The sequence below is a fragment of the Burkholderia sp. Z1 genome, from assembly GCF_014893795.1.
GTDB classification, from domain to species: domain Bacteria; phylum Pseudomonadota; class Gammaproteobacteria; order Burkholderiales; family Burkholderiaceae; genus Burkholderia; species Burkholderia theae.
This window is the reverse complement of sequence record NZ_JACFYL010000003.1, coordinates 511,052-523,854: the sequence shown is the minus strand read 5'-3', so window position 1 is coordinate 523,854 and position 12,803 is coordinate 511,052. Positions and strand designations below refer to the sequence as shown.

Here is a 12,803-nt window from a genome sequence, read left to right as displayed (position 1 = left end):
CCATCTAACGCGGTTTAGTATAGAGGCGGCACGCAACAGGTCAAGGAAACGAAATTGAGTGAATACCCTTAGGCCGGCGCATGACTGCCGCGCCGGTCAGCCGGCGCGACGTGCGCATGCGCCGTGCATCCGCACGCGCTCCGGACGCTTCAGGAGGACAGCGTGACCGCCATTTTCGTCACGCTCCAGTTCGGATCGCCGGTGCTCATCCAGATCCCCGAGCCATCGCTGCCGCCGCAGGTCGGCACCCCGTTCGAATCGGATGTCAGCGCGTAGTACCCCGTCGATTGCGTGCCATTGGACCAGGTCTGCACGACCTTGCATTGCGTATTGCTGCCTTTCGACGGGAATTTCACGAGCCAGTGGAATCCGCTGACAGGCTGTGCGACGGGATCGGAATCGTAGGTGAAATCCGTCTCGATCGTGCCGTTCGCCGTCATCGTCTGCGCAATGCCCGCCTTGACCGTGATCGTGTTGCCGGCGTCATGGAAGTACAACGGGATGTTGTTGACGGCGACGCTGTTGCCGGCCTGGAACGACGACGGCAATCGGGCGAGCGTGACGAGCTTCTTGTTGGGCGCGTCGAAATCGAGACCCAGCACCTTCGTGATCACGTCGGAGATCATTGCGAACGCAACTTCGGGATAGCCCGTGACGCCCGCACCGGATTCCCACGACGCCAGCCGCGTCAGCCATTTCCATGCCGTATCCGGCTGGTTCGCGTTGTAGAACGCCGTCGGCAGATAGGTATGCGACTCGATGCCCGGGTACGAGAGGCCGTGTGCCTGATAGAGCGCTTCCGACTGGGTGTCGACGTAGTTCGCCTGGTTCGTCAGTTTCCCCGCATCGGTAATCACGCCCTTGTAGAGCGGGAAGAGATTCGGCTCCTGCGCGTAGTAGTCGTAATACTGCAGGCTCTGGTAATTCGACGCGTTGTACGTCGTGCTCGTCGTGCCCACGAGCCCCACCGAGAAATGCTGCACGGCCGGCAGATACCAGTCGCCATTGAAACTCGTCGACAGCGTGCCGAACCGGGTCGTCACGTTGGTCGCGTCGCCTTGCGCGAGCAGCGACGGATACGCGGAAATCTCGCGGTAATAGGCAATCTCGCTTGCGGCCATATCGCCGCCCAGCAGGATCACGAGATTGCTCGGGAGGTTGTTGCCGCGGTCATACACGAACTCGTTGTAGGTCGCCGCCTCGCCGTTGGTCTGGGCCCGCGCCATCCGGAAACCCTCGGCGTTGACGTAGCTGTTGTTGCTGACGTTGGTAAAGCCGTTGTTGAGGTTGTTCGTATAGTTCGTGAAATCCGCACCCAGATAGCGGCTGTCCGCGGTCAACCGGTACATCCTCGCAATGTTCTCGCCGATCTCGAACGGCGCCGGCGATTCGTCGTTCTGCTCGTACACCGTGCCGTTCGCGCCGATGGCCCAGTAAGGCGCCATCGCGCCGCCGTTGTCGTGCATCAGTTTCACGAAGTGATCGGCCATCTGGTAGTTCTGTTCGTAGAAGCCGAGGTAGTACGCGCCCGTCGCCTGATGGACATAGTCCCGCGAATAGTACGCGCAACGATTCTGCAGACCCGCGAGATAACCCGGCTGCAGATCCTGGGCCGACGACGGGCAACGCACGTCGCTCGATGCGCTCGGCCAGCCGAGGCCGGCCGGCTGCGGCGTGCTGAAGAAGCTCCAGTTGTCGGCCACGAAGTTCAGTTTGCGGGCTTCAACGACCGCCTGGTTGAATGCCGTGGCCAATGCCGCGGCGGAATTCGCGGAATCGGAACTGCTGGCATGCGCCGTCAGTTCGCCATTGTCGACCGCAACCGCGGCATTCAGCGCCGCGACGGAACGCGCAACCGGATTGTCCGATTGCCCGTTGCATCCGAACAGGAACACGCTCGCGGCAACGGCCGCCAGCACGCGCAGCCGATGGGGCGCGATTCCGCCATCGGCGCCCGGACCGCTTGCAAAGCGCTTGAGATTCATGCGCGCACCCGCGCGCCCCGTTGAACGGACATCCATCGTGAGTCTCCTTGCGTAGTTGACAAGCGCAATCCGGCGCTCCCGGTACGGCTCACCTTCTCCTCCGCTCGTCCACGGAGAATGTTTTGCAGATCGAATCAAAGCGACAGCATGAGCCGGTGCCGGGAACGACACGCTCGCCCTGTCAACACATGCCGGAGCCATATCGAGCCGAACTCCGATGCACGAATACTAACTCGTGTTAGTAGTGAGGCGAAATAAAAGCTCCGGTCCACAATTTGCACATTCCTGCGCGATGAACAGCAACGACGCAGGATGTTTTCGACCTGGAGCTTCAGCGACTAATGCGTGTTAGTTTAGTGTCTCGCGTGATCAAGTCAAGGTGAGCTGTGCTTAGGGGTTTCCCTAGGCGTCGCACGACCACGTTTCGCACGGTCGCTTTCGGCAGTCCCGGCGCGACACTGATATCCGGTCGGCGCGACATGCCGGCGCGTGTGATTCGAGCAGGCTTCGCATGGTCGGATGGTCGTTCGCATGCATGAACCGAGGGGCCGATGACGCCGTGTTAGAACAGGGTTTTAACGCAAGAACCTGGAGTCCAGACATGTCGATATCACGTGTGAGAGGCGCGAACGCCGCCCCTTTGCCGCACCCGTCAACGGCGAACGAAGCCGGTGCGCCCCGCGCCGCCCGATTTTCGAATCGGCCCGAGGTTCCCGGGCAACTCGCCGGCCTCGCCCCGCGGACGGCTCGCGGCTCGCGTGATGCGGCGGCGCCGGCGAACGGTCACGAAAGCGAGCCTGCGTCGCCGCTGGACCGCAATATGGAGTCGCAATTCGAATTGGCGAAGATTCAGTCGTTTACGAGTCTGGTACAGGCTCAAACCGAAGCGATGAAGACGAGTTCGGCGGGCATCGAGAAGGCGGCTGCGCCGGCGTAGCGCGAGCGCGGCGTGCGCATACGGCATGTTTCCCGACGCGTGGGCCGCGAACGCGCTTGACGGATGATCGGGCGTACCGCCGGGCGCTGGTCAAACCGTGCGTGTCAGAGGCGAGGCTTGCGGGTCGGGTCCGGGCGTTGTTCTGTCAGCGCGGTCTCGGTGCTGGGCGTGTAGAACATCTCCTTCATGTGCCGGGCGATCGCGCTTCTCACCACGACGTGAAAGCGAGAATCGATCTTTTGCGTGATGGCCTCATCCAGTTTGTGCTCCAGTTCCACACGGGCGGCCGTCCGTCGCGCCAACGCGTTCCACGGAAACAGCTCGTGCCGAAGCGGGCCCAGAACACGCTCGTCGAGCCCGAGACGTTCACCCAGGTCGAACACAAAGTCGAGGAGTTCGTTCCCACCTTTGGTCACCAGCGACTCCGTGTCCTGTTCGATGTAGTGCAGCACAACGTCCTGAACGTGAAACTGTCGTGCCGGACCTTGCGCTGCGTGTCCGGGCGACACCGGGGTGTTGTGGTGGATGGCCGCATGGTTACCGGGCGGTGTCGAATGATCGCGCGCGGCACTGTCTGTCCGATCGACCGGTTCCCGGGTACCGAACCCCGCGGCGAACGCTTCCAGTCGCTCGCCTGCCGCCAGCAGCGTTTGTTCGTGCGCCGCGCGTGCCGCGTGTACCGCACCCTGACGTTCCGCTTCCTGCTCGGTCAATCGGTTCGCAAGGTCCAGCGCTCGCTCGTGCCTGCCCTCTGCCGCGTCCAGCGATGCGACGCGATGCTGCATCGGGCCGCCGGTGTGCCGGGCGAGTTCGATGGCAGTTTGCGTCGTCGCTCGCGTAGCCGCGGTCAGGCGCACATTCGTTTCGGCGATGCGCGTCGTCAACTGGCGCGCCGTGGGCCGGGATGACGCGCCGGCAGACGACTGCATGCGCTTGAGAAATTCCGGCCGCTCGGGCAATGGCGGCGGTTCCGCCGCCGATGTCCGGGAACGGACGTCGGCGTCCGAGCCCGAGTCCGAATCGGAATCGCTCGGGTCGGGTGAAGAGGAGCGGCTGGAAGCGTTCGAGACGCTGGGAGAGGATCGGGAGATGTTCGGCATGGCGTCGCCTGTTGCGTCGAGCGCGTCGAAAAAGGGAAAAACGCCGATGATCGCCCCCGTGCGCCCGGTCGCACGGCGCGCATGCGAACGCATGTCCGACGGAGCGATGGCTGTCCGGTCGATGAAGGGATGCCGGACCACGGCGGCGAATTCGCACAGCGCGCCGTGGATTCGCATGTGCCCCCCGTATGCGATCGCATCGTGCGGGCATGATGGATGCCTCACACTCCCGACGATCGAACCCATGGCCATCCGAGCGATCGCGCTTCTGGCGCTGCTGCCGTATCTGATGCCTGTTGCCCATGCCGAATGCTTTTCCGAGGCGGCCGCCTATCAGCACGTCAACGAAACGATTCTGCGCGCGCTCGCGTGGCAGGAATCGCACGACAACGTCAACGCGAAGCGCGTCAACACCAACGGGTCGATCGACTACGGCCTGATGCAGATCAATTCGATCCACCTGTCGGTGTTGTCGAACTACGGCATCACGTCGCACACGTTGATGGACCCTTGCGCGAGCATCTATATCGCCGCGTGGCATCTGCGCAAGATGATGCTCAAGTACGGCAATACGTGGAAGGCGGTCGGTGCGTACCATTCGCAAACTCCGGCGGAACGCGATCGTTATGCGGCACAGGTCCGGCTGATCGTGCAACGGATGCAGTCGAACTGACGCAAGCGGCATGCGCCGCCGAACCGGGTAAGGCGCCTACCGTGACGGTGCGATCTGCTCCATGGTCACCGAGATCCGGTGCTCGAGCAGCGACGCACGCTGCCGGCGGGCTTCATGCGCCGCCTGCTCGAGCAACGTCCGCACGTCGCCGGCGGGTACGCCGGCGCGGTGGCGCAACACCGCGTGCACGCGCAACACTTCCGGCAGCAACCACCGGCGTCCACTGTCCGGCAGGTTCGCGCTCATCTGCTCGAACAGGCGATTCAATGCCGGGCCGCCCGCGAGATTCAGCGCCATGCCGGCAAACTGGTCCAGCATGGCCAGATCGATGATGCTCACGTGGCCGCGCGCGAGGTTGCGCAGCGCGAGCTGGATCAACTGCCGGGTCTCGTCGCGCGTGTCGTCGGTCGCCTGGATCCACAGCAGGAAGCTGCGTCCGATATTGCGCCAGCCTGCCAGGCCGTTGCGTTGTGCGACCTCGACGAGCAGCCGTGCCTGTTGCCCGACGCGCGACGCATCGCCTTCGAGCAGGAACAGCACGCACGCCATCATCGCGGCGGCGCAGCGCGACAACGGATCGGACTGCTGCCGTGCGCCCTGCAACGCGTGCAGCAACGCCGGATGCGCGATCGCTTGCGCGCCGGTGAGCCACAGCGAAATCGTGAGCGCGTTGTCCGCGACCGCCGTGATGTAGTCGGGCCGGCACATGTCCGGCGCAGGGACGTCGGCGCTGCCGCAATCCACGTCAGAGGCTGGAACCGGCGCGTCATGGGGCGACAGCAGTTCGATCGCCTCGTCGTGACGGCCATCCAGCGTCAGCAGCGCGCCGCGCAGCAGCGCAAAACTGCGATGTGACGATGACACATCGCATTCCTGGGCGATCCGTGCCCGGACGCGCATCAGGAGTTCGGGCGAATCGTCGCTGAAGCCGGCTTCGAGCGTGCGCAGCAACAGTACCGACAGCGCATGCAGGCGGCTGTCGTCGTCGGCACAGGCGGTCGCGAGTTCGTAGACGCGCCACCACGCGGCAATCGTGTCCGCCGGCGGCGGCGCCGGCATCTCCTGCTGCATGGCTTGCGCCAGTGTCAATTGCAGGAGCATGAGGTCGCGCACCTTGAGAATCGAGCGCGACAGATCGTGGTCCAGGATGCGGCCGGTCCAGATCATCCATTCGCGGGTGAGGCGCGCGGCGGCCCAAAGCGGCCCCGAATGCTGCAGCAATCGCGCGGCGATCTGGAAATGCCGCGCGTCGATCGACCAGCCGACGGCCCGGCGCACGTCCGCGAGCGCGGGCGCACGACGCGCGGGCTCGTCGTCGCGGCCGTCGGTCTCGCCGAGCCGCTCGGCTACCCGCAGCGCGTGCCGGGCTGCCACCCGTGCGTAGTCGTGCCGATGCGCGAGCAGGTCGAGCGTGAATCGACGCACCGCCGTCGGCAGCCGCAACAGGCGGCCCGCGTCGATCGACGGGTGTTCAACCAGCAGGCCGGCATCGATCAACGTCGACACGACGGCGTGCATCGCGCTGTCGTCGTCGGAGATGCGGGTGGCGTCGTCTTCAGCGGATACCGCATGCGCATCGGCGAGATCGAACGGCCCCGCGAACAGACTCGCACAACACAGCACGTGCTGCGCGCGCGCATCGAGTGCGGCATACGCGTGGGCAACCACCATTGGCACCAGCGCGGCAGGCGACAATGCCAGCTCGCGGCTGCCGGCTCGCTGCAGCATGAGGCGGCGCCAGCGCGCATCCCAGGCCGCGACGGATTCGGCCAGCGTCGTGCGGCCGCGCGATGCACCCGCGATCTGGCGCGCCGCCAGGTCGAGCGCGAGCGGATTGCCGCTGAGCGCGCGGCAGATCGATTCCAGGTTGTGCTGCAATGACACGGCAGGGTCGGCGCGGCCCGGCGTGCCGTTCGAGGCCGCGCCGGCGGTTTCGCTCGCGAACCGTGCGCCGCACGCTTCAAGCTGCGCGGCAAGCAACTGACAGGCGTCCGACGGCGGCACGTCCGGCACGGCGGGCGATGCGTCGTTTGTCGGCCGGAGCGCAAAGCGCAGCGGCGCCAGCGGCAACACGTATTCGCCGGCGATGAACAGCGGCGCTTCCGTGCACACGATCACGCACACGTCGGTGGCCGCCAGCAACGCGTCGACCACCGCGCCGACTTCATGGGCGAGCGGATCGCAATCGTCGACGATCAGCAGTATCCGGCGGCCGGCGAGCCGCGCGATGAGCCCGTCCAGCCCCGGCGCGGCCGGTTGCGGCTGCGGCGGAAGTTGTGCGGCGATCGCGTCCGCGATGCATTCGGGCAGCGTCAGCCCGGCCAGCTCGATGCGGACGATGCCGTCCTGAAACAGCGCGGCGGTGCGCAATGCCGCTTCGTGCGCGAGCCGTGTCTTGCCGTTGCCGTACGCGCCCATCAACGTGACCAGCCGATGTTGCGACACCCGCATCGACAGCTCGGACAGCTCGGCATCGCGCCCGATCAGCAGCTTTCGCGCGGCATCGCGCTCGGGTGCGGGGTCGACCCTGTCGTCGCGACCGTTGGCCTGCTGCGCGCTCGGCGCCGCATACGCATCGGCCGCGGGTGCATGACTCTCGTTGTCGGAGGTGCCCAGCTGATCGCGTAGGTCGTACCACTCGGCGGCGAAGCGGTAGCCGCGGCGCGGGACCGTTTCGATCATGTCGCGATCGTCGCCGAGTGCGCGGCGCAACTGCGACACGAGCGCGTGCACACTATGGGCCATGACGGACGCCACCGGCCGCAGGCGTTGCTGAAACTGCTCGATCGATACGATCTTGCCGCCGGCATCGACCAGCGCGATCAGCACTTCCATCGCGCGCTCGTTGATCGCGAGTGCGCTGCCTTCGACATACAGCACGCGCGCGTCGCGATCGAGCGCAAAGCGGCCGAACAGCGTGACATGCGCGGCCGGGGCGGCCGGCGACGGGTTTGGCTTCATGCGCCGCCTCTCGGGAGCGCGGCGACGAGGACGAAGGGAAGCGGAGTTTTCATGTCGGCGTGAACTTGATCGACCGTTGCGCAAGCTGCGTCGATTCGTGTCGATCGATCCGATACAGGCGGGAAGATGGGTGAACCTGGGCGCTCGACGGTGAGGCGCCGTGCGCGTCCGCGGCGGCGAATGCCATCAGTAACCGTCAACCTGCACAATCCGGACAGGTCATTTCTCGGCGGCAACGCGTGCCGGCCGGGCGCTAAACACGGGGGCCGCGGGCAACCGGTCGCGACGGTCACCCGGACAGCAGGCGCGACGCAACGTCGCCGCGAGCGCGGATGAAGCATTCGCATCCGCTCGTTTCTCTCGATGAAATTATTATCATGCGCATGTCGATTGAGTGACACGTTTTTGTGAACGGTCGCGATGTCGCAAGCAACCCCCTGGGTCATTGCAGAGAATCAGGGAATGCATTTTAGTCTGAGTCGGAATTGCGCGCTGGTTCGTCCGATACGCACATCACGACACGAGTCGATTCGATTGAACATTCGAATCGTACCCGCCGGCCGCCCGGTCGTCATTGCGCAATCCGGACAGCGGATTGCGCGCGCCGGTCAACGGACGCGCGACGCCAGGCGCATCAGTTGGGCGCGGGAAGGTTGAACGCTTGGCCCGGCGTATGCACCCACGCGGCGACGACCTTCGCACCGGCCGGCCCCGCGCGCGTCACATGCACGACGCCGGCCGGCAACCGGAAGGTCTCGCCTGCGTGAACTACCTTCGGCGGCTGGCCGTCGACCTGCACGGTGACCTCTCCTTCGAGGACATAACACAGCTCGGGGCCGGTGGCCGCATGACGCGGCTTGGCGGCATTGGGCGGGAATTCGGCGATGCCCATGCCCATCTCGCGATCGGTATTCGGGACGGGCACGCGCTGCAGCACGATCGTCGGCTTGCTGTCGGGCGCGTTGCCGGCTGCCTGTACGGACGGCGCGGCCACGAGGGCCACGAGCACCAGCGAACCGCTTGCGGCCATTCTCATCGCGACCGCGTGCCGCCTGCGCACGCTGGCCATCAGCGACATCCTGTTTCCCGACTTCATTTTGCGGCTTCCTTCATCAGCATCGATATCGAACAACCGCCACTGTCGCGTCTTCGGCGTATTGCGACAAGCAACGATATATTGCGCGCGACCCTGGAAAATCTTATGGAAAGACCCCGCATCGTCAGTCGGTCGTTTTAAACGCATTCGGCTCACTCATGCCGGTCGGTTGTCCTCGTTTCCACATACGGCTCGAAATTGGTCAATTGCACGGCCGTTTGCGTGTGCGACTCTTTCGCGACGAGTACGTATCCGCTGCCGATCGTCTTGGTGGCCTGTGTCTGCCGGATGCCGAACAGGCCCACCGGCGCGAGCATGGCCGGATCGTTCAGGAAGTCCTGCATGGCGTCCGACGCGGCGAGCAGCCGGTCCTGCGCCTGCGCCTTGCGGTGCGGATCGGCGGTGGCGGCCACCTCCTGCTTGAGCGTTTCGACCATGCGCTCGTGCACCGTGTAGACCGCGAATCCCGTCGTGTCCGGCCGGAAAATCCAGCGTTCGCCCAGGCTCGTCGCGCCGTCGTATTCGACGGCGGCCTGCGCGATGTACTGCGCCAGGCGCTCGGGGCCGATACCCTGCTGCCACGTCGGGTTCTGCTCCACGGCCTCCCTCCAGCCGCGGAAGTCGTGATAGAACGTGTCGCGCACCATCAGCGACGCGATGGGGCCGCGATTGTCGCGCGCGAGGTACGTGCTCGACACCTTGCTGGTCAGGAGCGCGTCCGTCACGCCGGCATCGGCCACCGTCAACGCGGCCAACCGCTGCGCGGCCGGATCGTGCCCGCCCGCCGACAGCGTCGGCATCTGCAGGCCCGCCGCGACGTTGGTGCTGACCGACGTCGCGCTGCGGAAGGTGGACGACGAAGCGACGGCCGCGCCCTGTTCGACCGACAGCGCGTGATCGACGAGCGTGGCGGTGCCCGCCACGCTGCCGAACACACCGGGCTGGATGCCCGCGCCGGCCGGCGTCAGGCGCGCGTTGACGCTGCCCGATCCGACCGCCACCAGGTTGGCCGCGTTCGCGCTGCGCGATGCCATCTGGATCGACGGCTTGCCGATGCAGGCAGCGGCGAAGGCATCGGCATAGTCGTCCGGATCGCCGGACCCTGCGTCGACCTCGCCTGCCACCCGGAACATCGTGACCACCATGTCCTTGCCGTCCTCGCGCCACTGTTCGAGCGCGGCCGGATCGTGCCCGAACGCGCGCCGGGGCACGGCCGCGCGAAACAGCACGCCGCGCGTTTGCGTGCTGCTGCCGCGCAACGCCCCACCGCCACTGCCGCCGATGCCGACCAGTCCGCCCGCGAGGGCGACGCCGCCGTAGCCGGACGCACCGCCCGCCACCGTCCGGACGCGCTCATCCTCGAAGCGGATCGCGAAACCGTTGTTCTCCGCGCCGACCGCATAACCGCTGGTGTTGCTTTGCAGCCCGGTCACTGCGACGGCGACCGGAACCACGCCGAGCGCCACCGACAACTGCACGCCCGCGGTACCGCCCGTCATCGCGCGATACTGCGTGCCCGGCTCGGTGCGGTCGACCAGCGCCGACCATTGCCGCTCGAGCGACTCGCTGTCGATCCGCTCCAGCGGCAAGGTTCGACCGTCGTCGGCGATGCGTCGCGCCTGCTCCAGCCGGCCGTGCCATTGCAGCGTGTCGTCTTCGGCATGGCGGCTTGCGCCACTGAGATCGATCCAGCGTTGCAGCGCTTCGCGACCGAACGGCACCGGCGCGGTGGTCAGCTGGCTGACGAATTCCGCCTTGCGGTTCGGATTCTCGTCGAAATGACGCAACGCGGCCGCCTTGACGTTCGGGGCGGCGCCGCCGGCGTCCTGCTGCACCCGTTCGCGGGCACGCTGCCATAACTGTCCGGCCGTTTCCGCATCGACGCGGAACGACTCCGGCCGCGGGCTTTGCGCGACCTGCGGCCGGGTGCCGGGAAGGTCCAGCGCGCGCGTGTCCTGCCAGGCGGTGAGCTGCTCCGCGATCAACGCCAGCGACGCGAGTTCGCCGGGATCGTTCGCGTGCGCGATGCGTTGTTCGCAGTAGGCCAGCACCGCATCGCGCGTGGCGATGACGTGCCCGTCGTACGCGGCCCGTTGCTTGTCGCTGGTGTCGAGATCCTGGCCGAGCATGCCGGGCATCGTGCGATAGATGGCCCCGCCCGGGCCGAGGGCCTGCTCCCGGGGCGAGGCGACGGCCGGCGTCGACTCCGGTGCCTGGAATGGCGATACCAGTTTGCGCGCGACAGCCGCCAGCGGGCCGCCTTGCAGCCGGCCGAACGTGTCCTTGACGAATGACATGCCGTCATGCGCCCACGCGCTCCACGTATCGCTCGGCGGACGGCCGGCACTGGCTTCGACGGAACGGGTGAGACGGCGATAAGCGAGCGCGCCGCCGTCCGTGAACGGCGTGCCGGGCCCGCGCTCGTCATGCGACCACAGGAGCGCCACGACCGCGGCCAGCTGGGACCGCGTCGCGCGAATCCGCACCGTATAGTCTTCGTGGTCGATGACGGCGACACGCATGCCGCGCGGATCCTGCGATTCGTGCGTGACCTGCACCGCGGCGGCCGGACCGGGTTGCGCTTTCGCGACGATTTCCATCGAACCCAGCGCACGCAACGCGTCGAGCGCGAGCGATGCCTGCGGGTTGCCGGCCAACTCGCCCCAGTGGTCCGGATTCATCGCGTCGCCGGGCACACTGCTGAAACCCGGCTGGATCACGGCGAGCCTGGCCGTCGCCCGCAGAAACACGACGAGCGCGCCGGCCTTGCCGACGTTGCCGTCGTCCTCGTCACGCAGGCCCTGGAGACCGAGCAGCGCATCCAGTGCCACGCCGCCCGGATGGTCCGCGGTGCCGACGAGTTGTCGAGCGGCCTGCCACGCAAGCCGCTCGACGGCCGGGTCGGTCGACGCTTGTGCGTCGTCGCCGTGGCCGTCGGCGTGCAGTTGCAACGGCTGTTGCAGCCGCCGCGCGATCTGCACCGCGAGCCTCGGGCTGCCGCCGGATACGTCGGCCAGCACGCGGGTCACGTCCCAGCGGTGTTCGAACGGCAATGCCTGGATGAAGGCGGTCAACTGCCGTGGCGCGTTGGCGGGCTCGGGTTCGCTGCGCCGGCTTGCGCTGCGCGCGTCGTCCCGGCGAGCGGGCGGCGCGGTGACGGACGTGCGGAAGTACCCGCGTATCAGTTGCTCGGGTTGCCCCAACGCGCCGATCTGCTGCTGAACCCATGCCTTGGCCGCGTGCGATGGCGTGCTCGGGTGCGTCACGGCCAGGTCCCACTCCGGGCGCAGGCCGGGCCACGCACCGGGCATCGTCGGTTCCTCGGCGGATTGCAGTTGCGCTGTCCGTTCCAGAAACGCGCGGGACGTAACGGCTTCGGGGTGCGTGAAAGTCGGTGCGCCGTCGGGTACGTCGCGTGGCGCGCCGGGCGGACAGTCCGTACGCGGATCGTTGATGCGCGTGCGCGGGCCGACGCTCTGTTGCCAGCTGGCGGCGCCGACGCTGACCGTGGTGCCCGCGGGCGCAAACGCATGCCGCCCTGCGTCAAGCTTCGGCTGCACGTGCCGCAGGCCGTCCAGCAGCGGAGACGGCCGGTTGCCGCGGTCCGCCCGTTCCGCGGGCGACGACGCGGGAGCCGGGCCGTCGCCTCGTTCAAGCGCGCGCTCCACATTCATCGGCGTGGCGCGATTGCCTCCAATCGTATTGCTGTCTCCCACTTCGTTCTCCGGACGGTGATTGCTTTTATCGGGCTCACCTCGTGATACGCATCGGGCTGCGACGGCGTGAAGGCGGAATCGCGCGAGCGATCCCGTGTTCGACGGCCGGGTGACGAGATGGGCTGCCCATGACGGCATCGGGTCTTGTTGCGCGGTCCGACGTCACCCGGACCGCACGATCACGCGTTCATTGTCTGCGTCCGTTCCGTGCGTCGGTTCATCTCATGGCGAACGCATGTAAGCGAAAACGCAGCGGAATACGCGCGATCGTGACAATCCGGGGCGTGTTGTCAGGCCGAGGGGCAGCCGAAGGCGCGCGTCGCCGCCGGGATTTC

General features: G+C 66.6%; 7 protein-coding genes. 2 read left to right on the top strand and 5 right to left on the bottom strand.

The genetic code is table 11. From position 1 onward, the window contains the following. Positions 1 to 149: 149 nt before the first annotated feature. Positions 150 to 2,021: a hypothetical protein gene (locus H3H55_RS34690; protein WP_193102699.1), complete on the bottom strand. Its 1,872-nt coding sequence runs from the start codon at positions 2,019 to 2,021 to the stop codon at positions 150 to 152. Positions 2,022 to 2,586: 565 nt separating this feature from the next. Here H3H55_RS34690 and H3H55_RS34685 point away from each other — a divergent pair. Next, positions 2,587 to 2,922: a hypothetical protein gene (locus tag H3H55_RS34685; RefSeq protein WP_193102698.1), complete on the top strand. Its 336-nt coding sequence runs from the start codon at positions 2,587 to 2,589 to the stop codon at positions 2,920 to 2,922. Between the two features lie 104 nt (positions 2,923 to 3,026). On the opposite strand, the gene H3H55_RS34680 is transcribed toward H3H55_RS34685, so the two are convergent. Further along, on the bottom strand, positions 3,027 to 4,199 hold the full coding sequence (locus H3H55_RS34680; protein ID WP_193102697.1) for a hypothetical protein: 1,173 nt from the start codon (positions 4,197 to 4,199) through the stop codon (positions 3,027 to 3,029). Positions 4,200 to 4,266: 67 nt separating this feature from the next. Here H3H55_RS34680 and H3H55_RS34675 point away from each other — a divergent pair, with 67 nt between their 5' ends. Then, on the top strand, positions 4,267 to 4,695 hold the full coding sequence (locus H3H55_RS34675) for a lytic transglycosylase domain-containing protein (RefSeq protein ID WP_048245095.1): 429 nt from the start codon (positions 4,267 to 4,269) through the stop codon (positions 4,693 to 4,695). A gap of 36 nt (positions 4,696 to 4,731) precedes the next feature. Here the strand turns inward: H3H55_RS34675 and H3H55_RS34670 are convergent, their stop codons facing one another. The 3 genes from H3H55_RS34670 to H3H55_RS34660 form a co-directional block, all read right to left on the bottom strand. Beyond that, on the bottom strand, positions 4,732 to 7,656 hold the full coding sequence (locus tag H3H55_RS34670) for a winged helix-turn-helix domain-containing protein (protein WP_193102696.1): 2,925 nt from the start codon (positions 7,654 to 7,656) through the stop codon (positions 4,732 to 4,734). Between the two features lie 634 nt (positions 7,657 to 8,290). Further along, entirely contained in the window at positions 8,291 to 8,752 is a 462-nt protein-coding gene (locus tag H3H55_RS34665; RefSeq protein ID WP_413464004.1) for a cupin domain-containing protein, read from the bottom strand. 152 nt (positions 8,753 to 8,904) lie between these two features. Beyond that, positions 8,905 to 12,468 (bottom strand): hypothetical protein, encoded by a 3,564-nt coding sequence (locus H3H55_RS34660; RefSeq protein ID WP_193102695.1) that lies wholly within the window; start codon positions 12,466 to 12,468, stop codon positions 8,905 to 8,907. Between the last annotated feature and the right edge of the window lie 335 nt (positions 12,469 to 12,803).

What these genes read in the sequence shown, in the direction of transcription:
- H3H55_RS34690 (WP_193102699.1), bottom strand. Translation starts at nt 2,021, where the DNA reads ATGGATGTCCGTTCAACGGGGCGCGCGGGTGCGCGCATGAATCTCAAG.
- H3H55_RS34685 (WP_193102698.1), top strand. Translation starts at nt 2,587, where the DNA reads ATGTCGATATCACGTGTGAGAGGCGCGAACGCCGCCCCTTTGCCGCAC.
- H3H55_RS34680 (WP_193102697.1), bottom strand. Translation starts at nt 4,199, where the DNA reads ATGCGAATCCACGGCGCGCTGTGCGAATTCGCCGCCGTGGTCCGGCAT.
- H3H55_RS34675 (WP_048245095.1), top strand. Translation starts at nt 4,267, where the DNA reads ATGGCCATCCGAGCGATCGCGCTTCTGGCGCTGCTGCCGTATCTGATG.
- H3H55_RS34670 (WP_193102696.1), bottom strand. Translation starts at nt 7,656, where the DNA reads ATGAAGCCAAACCCGTCGCCGGCCGCCCCGGCCGCGCATGTCACGCTG.
- H3H55_RS34665 (WP_413464004.1), bottom strand. Translation starts at nt 8,752, where the DNA reads ATGAAGTCGGGAAACAGGATGTCGCTGATGGCCAGCGTGCGCAGGCGG.